This is a genomic window from Allokutzneria oryzae, from assembly GCF_042429765.1.
Classification (GTDB): domain Bacteria; phylum Actinomycetota; class Actinomycetes; order Mycobacteriales; family Pseudonocardiaceae; genus Allokutzneria; species Allokutzneria oryzae.
This window is the reverse complement of record NZ_JBHLZU010000037.1, coordinates 53,192-68,541: the sequence shown is the minus strand read 5'-3', so window position 1 is coordinate 68,541 and position 15,350 is coordinate 53,192. Positions and strand designations below refer to the sequence as shown.

At 69.1% G+C, this 15,350-nt stretch carries 21 protein-coding genes and 1 tRNA gene; 5 read left to right on the top strand and 17 right to left on the bottom strand.

Going from position 1 to position 15,350, the window contains the following annotated elements; genetic code table 11:
* Nucleotides 1-46: 46 nt before the first annotated feature.
* Both ACFFQA_RS37605 and ACFFQA_RS37600 read right to left on the bottom strand, forming a co-directional pair.
* The gene (locus ACFFQA_RS37605; protein ID WP_377862593.1) at nt 47-844 is read right to left on the bottom strand and encodes an SDR family NAD(P)-dependent oxidoreductase; all 798 of its coding nucleotides are present in this window, start codon (nt 842-844) and stop codon (nt 47-49) included.
* Nucleotides 845-946: 102 nt separating this feature from the next.
* Complete coding sequence (locus tag ACFFQA_RS37600) at nt 947-1,516, bottom strand: 5'-methylthioadenosine/S-adenosylhomocysteine nucleosidase family protein (protein ID WP_377862592.1); 570 nt, start codon at nt 1,514-1,516, stop codon at nt 947-949.
* A 393-nt stretch (nt 1,517-1,909) separates the two neighbouring features.
* On the opposite strand from ACFFQA_RS37600, the gene ACFFQA_RS37595 reads away from it, so the two are divergent.
* Nucleotides 1,910-2,623: an NUDIX hydrolase gene (locus ACFFQA_RS37595; protein WP_377862591.1), complete on the top strand. Its 714-nt coding sequence runs from the start codon at nt 1,910-1,912 to the stop codon at nt 2,621-2,623.
* A gap of 73 nt (nt 2,624-2,696) precedes the next feature.
* Here the strand turns inward: ACFFQA_RS37595 and ACFFQA_RS37590 are convergent, their stop codons facing one another.
* The 3 genes from ACFFQA_RS37590 to ACFFQA_RS37580 are packed head-to-tail and all read right to left on the bottom strand — an operon-like array spanning nt 2,697 to nt 5,945.
* Nucleotides 2,697-3,413 carry an NUDIX hydrolase gene (locus ACFFQA_RS37590; RefSeq protein ID WP_377862590.1) on the bottom strand — a complete coding sequence of 239 codons (717 nt, stop codon included), beginning with the start codon at nt 3,411-3,413 and terminating at the stop codon, nt 2,697-2,699.
* Between the two features lie 20 nt (nt 3,414-3,433).
* Nucleotides 3,434-5,245, bottom strand: a complete 1,812-nt coding sequence (locus ACFFQA_RS37585) for a sensor histidine kinase (protein ID WP_377862589.1) — start codon at nt 5,243-5,245, stop codon at nt 3,434-3,436.
* A 4-nt stretch (nt 5,246-5,249) separates the two neighbouring features.
* Entirely contained in the window at nt 5,250-5,945 is a 696-nt protein-coding gene (locus ACFFQA_RS37580) for a response regulator (RefSeq protein WP_377862588.1), read from the bottom strand.
* Between the two features lie 127 nt (nt 5,946-6,072).
* Here ACFFQA_RS37580 and ACFFQA_RS37575 point away from each other — a divergent pair, with 127 nt between their 5' ends.
* Nucleotides 6,073-6,948 carry a DUF3152 domain-containing protein gene (locus tag ACFFQA_RS37575; protein WP_377862587.1) on the top strand — a complete coding sequence of 292 codons (876 nt, stop codon included), beginning with the start codon at nt 6,073-6,075 and terminating at the stop codon, nt 6,946-6,948.
* A gap of 135 nt (nt 6,949-7,083) precedes the next feature.
* Nucleotides 7,084-7,326, top strand: a complete 243-nt coding sequence (locus ACFFQA_RS37570) for a nucleotidyl cyclase domain-containing protein (RefSeq protein ID WP_377862586.1) — start codon at nt 7,084-7,086, stop codon at nt 7,324-7,326.
* Here ACFFQA_RS37570 and ACFFQA_RS37565 read toward each other — a convergent pair.
* Nucleotides 7,323-7,544 (bottom strand): hypothetical protein, encoded by a 222-nt coding sequence (locus ACFFQA_RS37565; protein WP_377862585.1) that lies wholly within the window; start codon nt 7,542-7,544, stop codon nt 7,323-7,325. The two genes, ACFFQA_RS37570 and ACFFQA_RS37565, sit on opposite strands and share 4 nt — an antisense overlap.
* Nucleotides 7,545-7,638: 94 nt before the next feature.
* On the opposite strand from ACFFQA_RS37565, the gene ACFFQA_RS37560 reads away from it, so the two are divergent.
* Both ACFFQA_RS37560 and ACFFQA_RS37555 read left to right on the top strand, forming a co-directional pair.
* Entirely contained in the window at nt 7,639-7,773 is a 135-nt protein-coding gene (locus ACFFQA_RS37560) for a hypothetical protein (protein ID WP_377862584.1), read from the top strand.
* 244 nt (nt 7,774-8,017) lie between these two features.
* Nucleotides 8,018-8,091: transfer RNA gene (locus ACFFQA_RS37555), tRNA-Pro, on the top strand.
* A 71-nt stretch (nt 8,092-8,162) separates the two neighbouring features.
* Here the strand turns inward: ACFFQA_RS37555 and ACFFQA_RS37550 are convergent.
* The 11 genes from ACFFQA_RS37550 to ACFFQA_RS37500 all read right to left on the bottom strand — a co-directional run bounded on the left by ACFFQA_RS37550 (nt 8,163) and on the right by ACFFQA_RS37500 (nt 15,338).
* Nucleotides 8,163-9,161: a tyrosine-type recombinase/integrase gene (locus ACFFQA_RS37550; RefSeq protein ID WP_377862583.1), complete on the bottom strand. Its 999-nt coding sequence runs from the start codon at nt 9,159-9,161 to the stop codon at nt 8,163-8,165.
* Between the two features lie 203 nt (nt 9,162-9,364).
* Nucleotides 9,365-9,637 carry a helix-turn-helix transcriptional regulator gene (locus ACFFQA_RS37545; protein ID WP_377862582.1) on the bottom strand — a complete coding sequence of 91 codons (273 nt, stop codon included), beginning with the start codon at nt 9,635-9,637 and terminating at the stop codon, nt 9,365-9,367.
* Entirely contained in the window at nt 9,630-10,961 is a 1,332-nt protein-coding gene (locus ACFFQA_RS37540; RefSeq protein WP_377862581.1) for a replication initiator, read from the bottom strand. Before ACFFQA_RS37540 ends, ACFFQA_RS37545 begins: the two co-directional genes overlap by 8 nt.
* A gap of 65 nt (nt 10,962-11,026) precedes the next feature.
* Complete coding sequence (locus ACFFQA_RS37535; RefSeq protein WP_377862580.1) at nt 11,027-11,263, bottom strand: hypothetical protein; 237 nt, start codon at nt 11,261-11,263, stop codon at nt 11,027-11,029.
* Between the two features lie 81 nt (nt 11,264-11,344).
* A complete protein-coding gene (locus tag ACFFQA_RS37530; protein WP_377862579.1) occupies nt 11,345-12,316 on the bottom strand; it encodes a hypothetical protein in 972 nt (323 codons plus the stop codon).
* 34 nt (nt 12,317-12,350) lie between these two features.
* Nucleotides 12,351-12,749, bottom strand: a complete 399-nt coding sequence (locus ACFFQA_RS37525) for a hypothetical protein (protein WP_377862578.1) — start codon at nt 12,747-12,749, stop codon at nt 12,351-12,353.
* On the bottom strand, nt 12,749-13,120 hold the full coding sequence (locus tag ACFFQA_RS37520; protein ID WP_377862577.1) for a RapZ C-terminal domain-containing protein: 372 nt from the start codon (nt 13,118-13,120) through the stop codon (nt 12,749-12,751). The genes ACFFQA_RS37525 and ACFFQA_RS37520 overlap by 1 nt, the downstream gene beginning before the upstream one ends.
* A 5-nt stretch (nt 13,121-13,125) precedes the next feature.
* A complete protein-coding gene (locus tag ACFFQA_RS37515) occupies nt 13,126-13,317 on the bottom strand; it encodes a hypothetical protein (protein WP_377862576.1) in 192 nt (63 codons plus the stop codon).
* 70 nt (nt 13,318-13,387) lie between these two features.
* Nucleotides 13,388-14,746 (bottom strand): cell division protein FtsK, encoded by a 1,359-nt coding sequence (locus ACFFQA_RS37510; RefSeq protein ID WP_377862575.1) that lies wholly within the window; start codon nt 14,744-14,746, stop codon nt 13,388-13,390.
* Between the two features lie 130 nt (nt 14,747-14,876).
* Nucleotides 14,877-15,068 (bottom strand): hypothetical protein, encoded by a 192-nt coding sequence (locus ACFFQA_RS37505; RefSeq protein ID WP_377862574.1) that lies wholly within the window; start codon nt 15,066-15,068, stop codon nt 14,877-14,879.
* A gap of 3 nt (nt 15,069-15,071) precedes the next feature.
* Nucleotides 15,072-15,338, bottom strand: a complete 267-nt coding sequence (locus ACFFQA_RS37500) for a hypothetical protein (RefSeq protein ID WP_377862573.1) — start codon at nt 15,336-15,338, stop codon at nt 15,072-15,074.
* Nucleotides 15,339-15,350: the final 12 nt, after the last annotated feature.

Below are 15,350 nucleotides of genomic sequence, written 5' to 3'. Positions count from 1 at the left end.
GACCGTCTCACAGCGAGCTTGGGTGGAATTCGCTTCAGCGATGCCCTCATCGCACAAGGGTTTGCGTGTAGGCGGCCAGCCGAGCGGCGTCATCGGGGTCGAGGGTCTTCAGTGAGAGCGGAACCGGCTTTCCCCGATCGACCGCGGTCAGCGGAGCCCCGGGCGGAATGTCGATCCACTCCACGATCGGACGAACCGCCTCTTCCACCGGACGGGCGAACACCCTCCCCAGCAGCCGGAGTGCGCCGCGCACCAACGGGTTCTCGTGTCCGTCCAGGCCGCTCCGGGTGAAACCGGGGTGGTACAGCACATAACGCGCACGGCCGGAGAACGCGACGCCGAGCAGGTCGTTGGCCCTGCCCGCCTGGAGCTGCGCGCGCACCTGGCCGTAGTTCGAGGTCAGCTGCGGGTCGTCCCAGTGGATCCGTCCTGCCGTGGTGCCGACGCCCGCCACGTTGATGACCACCGGCGCGGGGCTCGCGTCGAGCAGGGGGCGAAGGCGATGCCCGAGCAGGTACCGGCTCAGGTAGTACAGGGCGAAGGTGGACTCCAGGCCGTCGGGCGTCTCGATCCGCTTCGCGTTGACCCGGTTGGCGAACAACGCGAGCGCGTCGACGGACTCGTGCAGCTCGGACACCTGCCGCACGACCCGCTCGACCTCGGCGACCGACGACAGGTCGGCGCGCAGGAACCGGAGGTTCGGGTTCGCAGCGTGGTCGACCAGCGCGCGCCCCTTCGCCTCGCTGCTGCCGATCACGGTGACGGCGTCGCCGCGTTCGAGGCGGCGCAGGGCGGTCGCGCGCCCCATGCCGTCCGTGCCGCCGGAGATGATCACGTTCTTCATGTCCTTCATTCTGGTTTTCCCTTGCTCAGGAAGGAAGAAGGCACATTCGTGTCCGGTACTAACACGAATGTGCCTACCCCCAGGACCGTCCATTGCGGACGATCACACCGACCGGAACCGAGGACTCCCTTTCCCTGGACGTTCAGCGAGCGCGCAGTAGTAGGCGAGTTCCGTGCCGCCGCGCCCGCTGCGCAGCAAGTCGGCCAGCAACCCCTCCGCGTCACCTCCGGCACGGTGACGCCCTTGGTAGAAAGCGCCGAAGTTGACACCGCTCTGCTGCCCGACCTGGGCTTTGCCCTTCGCGATGCTGGTGTTGTGGATCCGGGGCGACGGCGGGCGGTTCGACTCCTCGCTGCCGTCGTCGGCCTCGTCGTCGGTCTTCGCCCTCTCCCCACCGGCCACGTCGCTGATACCTCGCACCGCCGCCAGAGGAATCCACTCGTTGAGGTGACCGGCCTTCGCGAACTCCGCGTCCTCCATGTCCACCGCGACCGCGTCGTTGTAGTTGCGCCGAAGCCGTTCCGCCACAGGCGATGTACGCGAGTTCAGCACGACATCACCCGCCGCGATCGGTTCGAAGTGGACCGCGGGCGTGAGCGCCCTGCCCTCCGCTGGCAGCAGTCCGTGCCACTCGTTCGTCCTCGGCAGCCGCCGCGCCGCCTGCTCGATCATGTGCGGCATCTCCCACGAGTGCGGCCGGAGCAGGGAGCCGCCGTCAGGTTCCCCATCCCGGTGGCGGCCACGGCTTTCCGGCGCCGGGGATGGGATCTCGGCGCGCCGACGTCGAACTGGGTACCGGCCGGAGCTCCACTTCCAGCGCGGCCAGGATGACGATCACCGGCTCACTCCCACGTGGTGACGGGCCAGGTGGACGGGGTTTTCCCTTGCGTGACGGAACAAACGGTCCCGGAAGGGATCGGTGCCAACCACAGTCCCCATTTCTCGTCAATGTGACAGATAGTCGAGACAGGCTTGCACCCCAAGGACGGCGGTATGCTGGCGGCGACGTACGGCTGGAGCGCGGGCGGACTCTCGTCATCCCGACGGCAACCGAAAGTGACGGGCATGGCTGAGCACACCTGGACGATCCCCGAGGTCGCCGTCGCGGTCGACCTGGCGGTGCTGACAGTGCGGGCGGGCGCGCTCCAGATCATGCTGGTGGAGCGGGGAATCGAGCCCTACCGCGGCATGCTCGCCCTACCCGGCGGCTTCCTCGCCGACGCGGGCGAGGACATCGACGCGGCGGCGGCCCGCGAGCTCACCGAGGAGACCGGGCTGCGGCCGGAGGGACTGCACCTGGAACAGCTGCGGACCTACGGAACCCCCGGCCGCGACCCGCGCAGGCGCGTGGTCACCGTCTGTTACCTGGCCTTCGTCCCGGATCTGCCCTCCCCCACCGCGGGCGGCGACGCCGACGCGGCCGTCTGGCTGCCGGTGGACAAGGCGCTGCGCAAGCGCACCCTGCTCGCCTTCGACCACAAGGCGATCGTCGCCGACGCGGTGGAACGCGCCCGCGCCAAGCTGGAGTACACCACGCTGGCGACGGCCTTCTGCGCGCCGGAGTTCACCGTGACCGACCTGCGCCAGGTCTACGAGATCGTCTGGGGCGAGGAGCTGGACCCGCGCAACTTCCACCGCAAGGTCACCGGCGTCGAGGGCTTCCTGATCCCCACCGGCGAGCAGACGACGCGCCAGGGCGGCCGCCCCGCCGCGCTCTACCGCAGGGGACCCGCCACGTTGCTGCACCCGGCGATCCTGCGCTCCGCGCGGCCGAAGTAGGCCCGTCGTCTCCTCGCACGCCACCAGGCCAGCTTAATGTCGTAACGACATCAAAGCTCAGCACAGCCAATTGTCATGCTGACTGCGTCGCGCGGCGCGGCCGCATCATCGGCGGGGTCAGCTCCCGCGCCGGGCCAGCGCGGTAGAGCGCGGCGGGCCGCCCGTTGACAGTGGGCCGCTTGCCACCAGTTGCCACCAGGAACCCTTCGGCGTCGGTGACCTTGCGGTGGAAGTTGGGTTTGTCGAGCTGGACGCCCCACACGACCTCGTAGACCTCGCGGAGGTCGCCGATGGTGAACTCCGCGCCGCAGAAGGCCGTCGCCAAGGTGGTGAACTGGAGCTTGACCCTGGCCAGCTCCACCGCGTCGCGCAGGATCTCGTCGTGGTCGAAGGCCAGGCCCGTCTCCCGCACCCGCTCCACCGGCAGCCACGTCGCCGCACGCGCGTCCGATCCGGCGGTGGGCAACGGCAGGTCGGGCGCGATGGCCAGGTACGCGGAGGCGATCACCCTCGGGTCGCGCGGGTCCCGGTCCGGCGCGGAGTACACCCCGACCTGCTCCAGGTGCAGCGAGGCGGCGTCCATCCCGGTCTCCTCGGCCAGCTCCCTCGCCGCGGTGTCGTCCAGGCTCTCCCCGCCGCGCAGGAAGCCACCTGGCAGGGCGAGCTCGCCGGCGAACGGCTCGTTGGCGCGTTCCACCACAAGCACGTTCAGCCGTCCGTCCCGGATGGTCAGGATCACCAGGTCCGCTGCGACCGTGACCTTCAGCCGGGCACGACGTGTCCTCGTCACCCCGCGAGGCTATCCTCTTGTCACTCCGACAGGAAGTCGGGGCCGACGGGCATCAGGATGCGGAACGTGCTGCCCCGGCCCGGTTCGCTGGTCACCGAGACCGTCCCGCCCTGCGCCCGCACGAGCTGCCGGGTGATCGCCAGGCCGAGACCGCTGCCGCCGGTGCTGCGGCTACGCGACTTCTCCGCCCGCCAGAACCGGTCGAACACGTGCGGCAGGTCCTCGGCGCTGATCCCGACTCCGGTGTCGGCGACCTCGAACAGCACGTGCTCGCCTTCCTGTCGCGTGTGGACGGTCACCCGACCGCCTTCCGGGGTGTAGCGCACCGCGTTGCTGACCAGGTTGCTCAACGCCTGGTGCAGCCGGGTCGGGTCGGCGACGAGCTCCAGCGGGCCCGCGGCGTCCGCGCGCAGGCTCACGCCCTTCTCCTCGGCCTGCGTCCGATGCGCCGCGGTGACCTGCTCGACGAGGTCCGCCGCGTCCACCGGGCCGGGGTAGAGCCGCAGCGTCCCCGCGTCCGCCTGCGCGAGGTCCTGGAGGTCGTTGACGATGTGCTCCAGCTGGAACGCCTCGCGCAGCAGCATCGCGATCAGCTCCGGGTCGGGCTTGGCGATGCCGTCCTGGGTGGCCTCCAGCCAACCGGTGATGTTGCCGAGCGGGGTGCGCAGCTCGTGCGCGATGTCGCTGACCATCTCCTTGCGCTGCCGCTCGGTGTCCTCCAGCCGCTGCGACATCGTGTTGAACGCCGCCGCCAGCTCGCCGAGCTCGCCCTTGCCCACGCCGGTCACCCGGACCGCGCGGTCCCCCTCCCCCATCCGGCCCGCAGCCGAGGTCACCGCCCTGATCGGCCGCACCAGCTGCGCCGCGACCAGCCAGGCCGCCACCGCCGCGACCGTGAGCACGCCCAGCGCGGCCAGGGTGATCCGCGGCAGCCCGGCCGTGGACAGGTCGGGACCAGCGGCCTTGGCGGGGGCGGTGAGGAACAGCCGCGCGGCAGGGGCGACGTAGGGGGTCAGCTGTTCCCGCCGCGAGCTCTCCACGCAGCGGGTGACCTGCGGCGCCTGCGGCCCCGGCGGCGGCGCGTTCAGGTACCAGTGGGCCTCCCGCGCAGGCTGGGGCCACCAGTCGGGCAGGACGACGGGTGGGCTCACCCGGGTGAGGCAGGCGCGGAGCAGCTCGGCGAGCCGCTTGCTGGCCTCGATCTCCGTTGTCGTCGTCGCCGTCAACGGATCGGGCTCAGGCACGAAGCAAGCGCTGCCTATCGGCCGCTTCTGCTTCTGCTGCCTGCCGTCCGCGACCACCCTGGGGCGTCCGCTGGGGTCCACCACCACGGTGACGGTGCTGCCGTCCTGCCGGTCGCACCCCGCGCGGTTCTCCGCGATCACGCGCATCTTCTCGGACTCGGAGGGCGAGAGCCGAAATGGTCCGACCGCGCGGGGGTCGATCGGATCCGCCGACGTACCGCCCCGGAGGTTCTGGTCGACGTTGAGCGGGTCCACGATGGCGTTCTGCCGGACGGGCAGTGGCGGCGCGTCCGGGCCACCGGAGTCGGCGACCACGCTGTCCCCGACGGTCAGTGCGATCCGGCGTCCGGTCTGCGTCGCCAGCGCCGCAACGGTTTCCGGCACCCCGGCCCAGGTGGGGTTGGCCGCGGCGTACCCGAGCAGCCGGTCGTAGATCATGGTGTCGGTGGCCAGGGCGTCGCCCCGCTCCTGCTGGATGCTGTTGCTGGTCGCCTCGCTGGCCAGCCAAGCGGTCACCGCGATGGAGCACGCGGCGATCACCACGGACATCGCGAAGAACCGGACGAGCAGGTTGTGCCTGCGCGCCACCGGCTCAGCCCCGCTTCCGGTCGACCAGCTTGTAGCCCATGCCGTAGACCGTCAGCAGGTACTCGGGTTTGCGCGGGTCGCGCTCGATCTTCTTGCGCAGCTTCATGATGTGCACGTCGATGGTGCGCGCCGTGATGTAGCCGTCGATGCCGTAGCAGCCCTCGACGAGCTGGCTACGGGAGAAAACCCGGTTCGGCTCACCGGCCAAAGTGGACAGAAGACGGAACTCAGCTGGTGTGCACTCGACCACCTCCCCGCCGCGGGTCACCTCGTGCCGGATCGGGTCGATCACCAGGTCCGCCACCCGCAGCACGGTGGCGCCGCTGGTGCGCGAGACGCGGGCGCGGCGCAGGATCGTGCGCACCCTGGCCACCATCTGCCTCGGCCGGTAGGGCTTGGTGATGTAGTCGTCCGCGCCGAGGTCGAAGCCCAGCAGCACGTCGTCCTCGACCGAGCGCGCGGTGAGCAGCACGATCGGCACGTCGGACTCCGCGCGCAGCACCCGGCACACGTCCAGCCCGTCGACCTTGGGCATCATCACGTCGAGGATCAGCAGGTCCGGTCCGCGCCGCCGTGCCTCGTCGATGGCGGCCCGCCCGTCGTGCACGACCACGACCGAGTGCCCGTCGTGCTCAAGGTAACGCCGGACCAGCTCCGCCTGGTTGACGTCGTCCTCGGCGACCAGAATGTGCGCGCCCATGAGCGCAGTATGCAGCAGCGGACCGCGTCCTTCAGCGGACGCAACGGGTTCTTCACAGTTCGCCTCGATCACCGAAGTCAAGCAGCGAGCCAACAGGTTCTTCATAGTTGCCGCACACCTTGATGGCATGAGCACAGCACACCTTCGCCCCCGTCTCGCGGGCTCCGTCTGCGTCGCACTCGTCCTGGCCGTGGGGATGTCGGTCAGCGCGTGTGAAGGACCCGCCGACAGCGTGTCGGCACCTGGTGCCACGTCCACCGTCTCGACCGCACCGTCCACAACGGAACCGGTCGACCAGTTCCGGCCGATCGGTCCCGCGGGCTCGCTGCCGTCGATGCCACCCGTTCCGGTGCCACCACCGCCCGCCGAGGGCTCCGGCTCCGCCGCTCTGCCGGACGGTCCGACGATCCCGGCGCGAGGCGAGGGCGGCTGGCGGGTGGTGCCGGGCACGTCGGAGCGCGTCGGCCAGGGCAGGCTCTACACCTACACCGTCGAGATCGAGAACGGCGTGCAGCTGCCCGAGGGCGACATCGAGTTCGGTCGCGCGGTGCAGGCGACGCTGGAGGACCCGAGGAGCTGGGCCGGCGGGGGCAGGATCTCGGTGCGGCGCATCGACTCCGGTACACCCAGCGTCCGGATCCGGCTCGTGTCGCAGGAGACCGCGCGGGCCACGTGCGGCTTCGAGATCCCGGTCGACGTGTCCTGCCGCACGAGCGGCGGTGTCTTCCTCAGCGCGGCCAGGTGGGTCCGGGGCGCGGTCGCCTTCAAGGGCGATCTGGCGGCCTACCGGCAGTACATGGTCAACCACGAGGTCGGCCACGCGTTCGGCAACGGCCACGAGGTGTGCCACGCCGACGGCGCCGCGGCACCGGTGATGATGCAGCAGACCTTCAGCACCGCCAACGACGAGGTCGCCGACATCTCGGCGGGGACCAACCAGGGCACCAGGGTTCCCCGCGACGGCAAGCGGTGCGCCGCGAACGCGTGGCCCTTCCCCGGCTAGCGCCTGTCCTGCATGTCGTCCCGATGCCCGAGGTGGCGCACACGCGTGGGCCAGCTGGCGTGGCCGGATTTTCGCGTTGTGGAGGCTTAACGCGAAAAGAGGGGCACACGGGTGAGGGCGCCAGGGGGCGGTGAGGTGGTGTTACCGCGTGCACTAGTTAGTCCACAAAGGACAGTCTGGGCCGCTGATCTCGTCGAGGACGCGGTTTCCCTGCGGTGCGTGCTCGCGGTCTTCGACTCCACCGGCAGCGGCAACGCCATCCGGGCAGGCGTCCGGTTACAGGAAGAGCCTCGTAGGCTCCAGCAGGAGACCTCGCTGATCCAGAACTGCCAGTGCACGATCGGCATCGCCACCGGAAGGTGGCGAAGTACCACCTAGCGGGCGAGTTCGATCTGAAGGGCTCCGGCCTGCGTGAGATCACCTGGTCGCAGAGCCAGTTCGGCGCGCAACGAGCCCCTGCACATCCCGACCGCGACCTCCACTGAAAGCGAGCGGGCGCCCTCGTCCAGCAGGGCCGACGCCTCACCGGCGAGCGCGGCTACGGCTTCGTGTCCGTGCAGGACCAGCGGGGCAACACGTTGTCCCTGTTCGTCCATCTCGGCGAAGCCGCCCCGCCGCCACCGCCCAGGCGATCAGGCGTCCGCTCGAACCCTCGCGGCCTTGCCGACCAGCTGGAGACCAGTGCCTCCCATGACACATGACCCCGACGTGCTCGCGACCTTCACGATCACCACGGGCGCGGCGGTCGCGAACCTCCACCGCCAGGCGATCACCGTCCCCGCGGCGACCTCCGGACCTGGTGGGAACAGCGCTGTCACTCCGTGAGCCGGGTGGCCCGGGTGAGGCTCCGCCGCGTCCCGATCGCGGTCGACCTGCTGTTCGCGATGCTCGCGCTGGCGGCGCTCGCGGCCGGAGTCGCCCCGATCTGGTGAACCCTCCTTCCCGAAGATCCACCCCACCTCGTCCGGCACCGGAGTTTCCGCAGGCCAGCGCCCAAGTACCCCCCGATTAGGAATCGGATCAGGGTGTGGGCTAGTCTTTCCCCAGCGCTTGAGAGAGCGCTGAAGACCGGGATGTGGCGCAGCTTGGTAGCGCACTTGACTGGGGGTCAAGGGGTCGCAGGTTCAAATCCTGTCATCCCGACGGTCACAAGAAACCCTCTCCGACGCAGGTCAGAGAGGGTTTCTTGGTGTTCGGCGACCTATGCTCATGATCTACACGACGCGAAGCTTGGGACCACTTTGGGACCCGCTCAGATGCTGGGACAGCAACTCCCCCGCATCGGTGACCGACTGACGATCCGGGTGCAGGTACCGCTGTGTGGTCGTCAGCGACCCGTGTCCAGCGATCTTGCGTAGGTGGTGCACCGGTACCCCAGCGTCCGCCATCCATGTCAGGCCGGTGTGCCGGAGATCATGTCGACGAAGGTGCTCGAACCCGAGCTTCGTCACCACGTCGTCCCATCCGGTGGCATCCCGGAGTACCGCCGTGGTGATCCGTCCACCGCGAGGACCGGTGAACAGACGAGCGTCGCGGGTTCCATCCGTCAAGGCGATTCGCCGCTGAACCAGCTCTCGGACCTCCTCGATCAACGGAACCACGCGAGCCCGCTTGCCCTTGGTGCCCTTGTCGACAACACCACCAGGCGAAGGCGTGGTTTGGCGCCGGATCGTCCACGTCCATTCATCAGTATTGATGTCGCCCACCCGGCAACCTGAGACTTCACCGATTCGGGCAGCGGTGCAGGCACCGAAGATGACGACCTCACCCCAGCCGACGTATTCATTTCCGGAGTTCGCCACCAAGGCGTCAGCGAGCCTGTTCAAGGTGAACCAGTCCGGCAGCGCCAGCGAACGCGGATCATCCAACTCGTCCTCAGCCCGCTTGAACTCCTTCTGCCACCCCGTGATCCGGGCCGGATTGCGGTCGACGAGCCCGTCTCGGAGCGCCTGCTCCATCACCCGGACGAGAATCGCGAGGCTGTTCTTCACCGTGGAACGACTGCACTCGTCCGCGATCCAGCCGTACACGGCGCGGTCCACGATCCCGTTGGTCACCATCTGCACGCTGAGATGGCCCAGTGTGGGAACCACCCGCTTGCGCCAGCCAGCGAGGTAGGGGTCAGTCGTCTTCGGCTCCAGACCCCGCAGCGCCAGCGGCATGATGGCTTCCCCGTACTCGGCGAGCGTCTTCGTGGCCGTGGCCGGGTCCACACCGGAGGCGGCTAGCTCTCTCAGCTTGTCGATCCACGACTCCGCTTCCTCAACAGCGGGAAAGGTCTCCGAACGCGAGGTGCGCTTGCGAGTCACGGGATCACGCCAGCGAACGCGAGCCCGGTAGCTCGTGCCTGACGCACCGGGCCGTTCCTCGATGTCGGAGGTCAGCGTGACCCCGACCGGCAAGATCAGCTTCCCACTCATGCGGCAGCCCCCGGCACAATCCGCTTGCCCCGCAAGTACTTCTCGACATCGAGCGTGCTGTACATAGTCACCCGCGAGGTAAGCCTGACAAACGGCGGACCTTGAATCGGTTCGGCCGTACGCCACCGACGCAACGTCGAGCTGTCCACACCCAGCATCGCCGAGAGCTGTTCTGTCGACAACCACCTGCCGGTCAGCAGGCTCACGTTATTGAGGCTGCTCTGGCCGGTCTCGTCCTGCGAGGGAATCTCGCCGCGCAACTCAGGCATGGTCGTTCTCCTTCCTGGCGGCCCGCTCGGAGTCACGCCGTTCGGTCTCGTACTTGCGTTTGCGCTGCTCCCGGACCCGCTCACCGATCGCGGCGGCCAGCTCGCGTTCGGCGTCGTCGGCGTAGCCGATGCCGGTGAAGTCCCAGTGGTTCACGACGAGGACCTGGTCCTCGGTGACTCCCAGCCGTTCCAGGGCCTCGGCCCGCCGCCAGGCGGAGCGGGTCTCGCGCAGGTCCTTGAACGTGGTGGAGTACTTGCGGGACTTGGACAGGAAATGGCCCCGGAAGCCGAGCATGTGCGCCCACTTCCGCAGGTTCAGCGAGGCGTACTCCGGCATGCCGCCGAGCTCCCAACAGGTGCGGATGATCCGCCGGTGATGCTCGGAGACGACCAGGTGCTCGATGTCGAGCTCGGAGCGGATCCGCCGGTCCGGGCCTTCGGTCTTGCCGGTGCCCTTGGTCGCGTACTTGGCGACATAGGCCGCGAGGCGGGATTCGCTGATCTCCCCGGCCGGGTCCTCGAACGCATCGAGGGCGGCGGGGCGGATGACCTTCAGATCGACCTGGGAGCCGAAGCGCAGTTCCAGGGGCTGCCCGTTCGGCCGGCCGGAAGAGAGGCAGGCCGACCGGGCAGCGGTCGCGATCGCCTCGTTCAGCAGCTCCGCGGTGACCCACTTCGGGGTCGGGCTGGTGGGACCGTCGGGTCCGTCCACCCGGATCACCGCGTGGAAATGGATCAGCCCCCGCCGCTGGTACTCCGCGACCTTCCCGTAGGAGAGACGCGCGTGGTCGCCGAACTCCCGGACGGTCAACCCGGCCGCGCGGGCGAGGTAGCGGCGCAGGACGGTGATGAAGCGCTGCCACAGCTGCCCGAGGTTGGCCTGCCACAGCACCGAGCCGGTGTAGTCGTAGGACTCCGGATCGATCGGCGTCCCCAGGCGCGGGTCGTCGGGGTGGTGGAAGCCCCCGCAGCCACACGGCATCGTCTTGCCGTTGCCAGAGACCCGTCGGCCGTGCACCGCGCCGAACGAGGGCGCGGTCAGGGTCGCGAAGATCCTCGGCTTGGTCGTGACGGTCTCGGGCACGCCCTTGCCGCCGGAGAGCCCCGCCGCTACGAGGTGGAAGGCATCAGCGGCGTAGCGGTCCGAGCAGGCCGGGCACACCGAGGCACGCCGGTTGTTGCACGGGGCGAGGATGTGCCCGGAGCGGTCGGCCAGCACGGTGCCGGTGGTGGTGTCGGTGACCGACCACGCCCCGGTGAGCCGCACCGGGTGCAGGCACCCACCGGTGGAGGTGACCTTGTCTTTCCAGGACTGGAAATCCACCGCCTGAACGCGGCGGGCAATGCGATCGTCAAGAGTCGGCGCGTCCACGCGGAAGACCTCCACTTCTACTGGTTGATGGCGTCGATCGGGTAGAGGGCGTCGACGTCGACGCCGAGGTAGCGCAGGTGCGCCGACAGGCCCCGGAACAGCTCCACCGCCTCGTTCAGGCCGAGGTCGAGGGAGCGGGTGTGGCCGAGCGCGGTCCCCAGGAGCACCGAGACCTGGCGGCGGGTGGTGGAGCAGGAGACCGCGAGGAACAGCGGTGCGAGGCCGTCCACGCGAGTCTGTTCAGGTTTGGTCATGTTCTTGTCTCCCAACGGAAAGAAGGCGAGACACCAGGCCGTGATGGTGGCCGGTGTCCCGCCCTCGGGGCGGTCAGGGGGTTAGCTGAAGGCGTGGCCGGTGACCGGCCGGTGCAGCGCGGCGGCGATCTGTTCGGCGAGGGTGTGTGGCACCCGCGCGACCGCGCGCACGTCCTCCGGAGTCAGCTCACGGCCGGAGGCAGTGACCTCGGTGGCCTTGGTGGTGATCGCCTCGGCCATTGAGGCCGGGAGCCGGAACCGCTCCAACGAACCGGGCACGGCCGCAGGCTTGGGCGCGGGCGCCTCTGCCGGGGCCGACGGGATGACCTGTCGGGGCACCGTGAACGTGGGGCGTTCTGCGGAACGGCCGGCGGTTTCGGACCCGTCGGCCTGGTCCTCGTGCCTGGTCGGCGTGGTCGGATCAACCGGCCGGGCCTGCTCAACCGGCGCGGCCTGGTCGGCAGCCTCGGCCTCGGCCTGGACGCGGGCAGCGTCGGCATAGCCCTTCAGCACGGCCTGGCGCATCCGGCGTTGGACCACGGGCATGATCTCGGCGACCAGGTACATGACCACCGGCACCAGGGCGTGGATCATCACCATCCCGCTGTCACGCTCCCCCTCACGCGGGAACGCCGAGGGGTAGACGTTCATGAACAACGTCGAGCCCAACAGGATGCGTTTGAGCCAGTCCACCCGAGGCGAGTTGACCTCGATCCCGCGTGCGATGACCTCGGTCTCGAACCGCAGCAGCATGATCAGAATCCCGGCGACCATGGGTTCCACCAGCCACGCCGCCCACCACACCGGGTCAGTGAGCTGACGGTCTCCCGCCAGGAAGTCCTGGACCCCGGCGGTGGTGAACACCAGCCCGAGGGCGAGGAAGAACCACATGCCGCCGGTGATGCGTCTGCGGGTGGCCTCGATCTTCACCGCGTTGAGGTCGGGGTCGTCCACCAGGCCCCGGAGCTGTTGCGACTCGGCCTTCTGCTGACGGAGTTTGGCGACCTTGCGGGTCTCCCCCGGCGCGGCCGGGGCCTGGGAACGTCGAGACACCGACGTCCACCTCCTCTCAAGTGAATGGGTTGGGTTAGCGGGTGGGGCGCAGCAGCCGCCAGCGGCGGTGCAACAGCTCCCCGGTCGGCGAGAGCCGCAGCAAGACCACGTCGCGCCGGATGGCCCCGTGGCGCACCGACACGGTGTCTCCGTGGAGCAGATAGCCTTGGGAGAGAAGGGATTCCAGGACGTCTTCGTCCTCGGTGATCCGGCAGTGGCCGTCTCCGTCGAGGGCGACCATGCGGCCGGTGGACTCGATCAGCCCGTACCGGCCGCGTAGGACACCGTCTAGGACCGCGTCGGCGACCTCGGGTTTCCCGCCGACCCCCGAGGGCGGGCGGATGTCCGGGATCGCCGGGCGGACCTTGAGCTCCTCCGGGGCCTCGAAGAACAGGTCGAGCTGGTTGGGGCTGGGGGTACGGCGTCCGGGCATCACCGCTCACCCCGGCCGGTGTAGATGTCGCGGTGCAGCGGGACCACGCGGTAGCCCCGGGCACGCAAGTGCAGGTGCGCGGTGGTGACCAGGGCCGGGGACACATGCCGTCCGGTCTCGCACCCGAGGGCGATCCGGCGAGGCTGATCGGCCGGGAGCGCCAGGGCGTGGTTGACCAGGCTGGTGATGAAGGCCCGGACACCCGGCACGCCGGTGACCAGCCGCAGGATGCGGGCGTGGCGGCCGTTGAGGTGCGCCAGGCCCGCCAGCGTGGCGTGATCCACCGGAAGGTGCCGGGTGTCGATGACCTCGGCACCGTCCGGTGGTGGTCCGTGGCGGTAGCCGAAGGACTGGAGACGGATCGGCTCCATGGCGCTCACCGCACTATCAGCCGGTACAGGCCCCACAGGGCCAGCAGCACCACCAGGACCGATCCGGCGACCACGGCCGCGCCGACCCAGCCGTACACGGCGTAGGCCACGACACCGGTCAGGATGGTGGTGACCACGACCTTGGTCAGCCACGCCAGCGTGCGCCGATTGACGTCGATGATGACCGTCGGGGGCATAACGCCTCACCTTCTCTCTGCAATTGTGTTGGCGCAGGCAGCGCCGGGAAACCGTTGGCGGGTAACAGACCTAGGCGGCGACGACGCGCAGCGACGGGCCGCCGGTGACGTAGCGGACGAACTCCTCGATCTCGGCGTCGTCCACGTAGGACAGGCGGATGCGCATCGGGGTGCGGGAGCGCTGACGCACCACGTAGCCGATCCCGGCCGTGGCCGGATCGTTGGGGATCTCATCAGCCAGAGCACCGCGCAGACGGGCGTCATCGCCGAGGGCCATGTCCACGTGCTGGGCCGCCGTCACGCGCAGGCACAACCGGGTGGTGAACAGGTCCCGGAACGGGACGGTGTCCTTGTTCGGCTCCTGCACCATGCCCAGCAGCCCGTGTCCGGTGGCCCGGCCCTGGGTGCCGATGACCGGGAACCAGCTCCGGTAGTCCTTGCGGTAGGTCATGTCGCCGAAGCCGACGATCGCGCCCAGCTCATCGGCCAGCAGCAGGTTGAACGGGGTCTCCGGCGAGGGGGTGAACTTCCGCAGCCCGGCGGCCTTGAGCTTGGCCTTGGTGTCGCGAAGATCCTCGTGATACTCGGAGACCATCTCGTGGATGGACTCCTCGTCGGCCGCGTAGCGGTAGAAGGCATCCTTCCCCGGGGCGAGTTCGATCTCCTTCGGGTCCGCGCCCCACACCCGGACCGAGCCCTCGCGGATCATCGGGGCCATCTGCCGCAGCAGCGACCAGCCAAGCGAGTTCTTGCCCGACCCGGTCGCCCCGGCGTCCAGCACGTGCTGGCCCTGCACACCGAGGGTGAAGTCATCGCCGTACTCGGTCTCCCCGACACACAGCGCCGTGAGGTCCACCAGCTCGGCGTCGGTGGGCATGTCGGGGGCGTCGATGACCTCGGTGAAGGACTCGGTGCGCTGCACCACCAGGGCGATGATCTGCGGCCGGACCTTCTCCACCGAGACCCGCTCGACCTTCAGCGCGTCGGCCAGCTCCTCGGTCTTGTCGATCCACGCCTTCGCCGACTGGCCCGGCACCAACCGCACCCACAACGTGTCGATGGAGGGGGTGAACGAGCGGATCTTGACGATCCGGGGCACGTAGAGTTCCTGGGTCTTGCGGTTCTCCCGCACCAGGTCACACGCGAGCAACGTGTCCCGCCAGAAGATCCCGGTGTAGCGCTTGCTCGCCCACCGCCGCCACCACGCCCGGAAACGCGGGGCGGCCACGGTGTCGAAGGAGTCCGGGTGCCCCCGGTACCAGGCCAGCAACCCAGCGGCCGCGCCCCCGGCGATCGAGGCGGTGGTCGTGGCACCGAGCTGCATCACCGAGGCCGACACCGAACCCGGCAGCAACACCGCGCCGGGGTGCCGCGCCAACCACAGCGCGACGTCGAACTCACGGCCCTTCCTGCGCGTCGAGGTACCCATCACGAACCACCACCTAGAAGTCTCGGAAAGTCTTTGAGTGCAGGGAAATCGTTGGGACACAACGAGATCGGCCCCATCCGGCGTATCCGGGCGGGGCCGATCTCGAAGGTTGGGGGTGAAGCCGCGGGGACTAGTAGTCGCCGGTGAACGCGGACTTGGCGTCCTCCAGATGCACCAGCAGCAGCGACACCGCGTGCACGGTGCGGCGGTGCGCGCCGGAGAGGCCCATCTGCTGGTGCGGGACGGCCTTGGTCTTGTCCTTGAGGTGCTTCATCGAGGCCGCCAGCTGCTCGATGGTCTCTTCGAACTGGATGCTTGCCATGGCTTAGTTCACCGTCCACTTCGCGGCGTTGAGAGCCGCCTCGTACCGCTTGGCCTTGGCCCGCAACGACTCCAGCTCATCCACGCACTTCTTGTGGTGGACCATCAGCTCGTCCTGTGACGGGACCGCCCAGTACGAGCGGCCACCCTGGTGCGTGGTGATCAGCTTCTCAGCGAAGTCCAGTGCCTGACGGACGAAATCCATCGCGGACACCAGCTCCTGGTACTTCTCCATGGCCCGCTTCTGCGAGCCCGGCAACGTGATCTGCACGCCCGTTCCCTC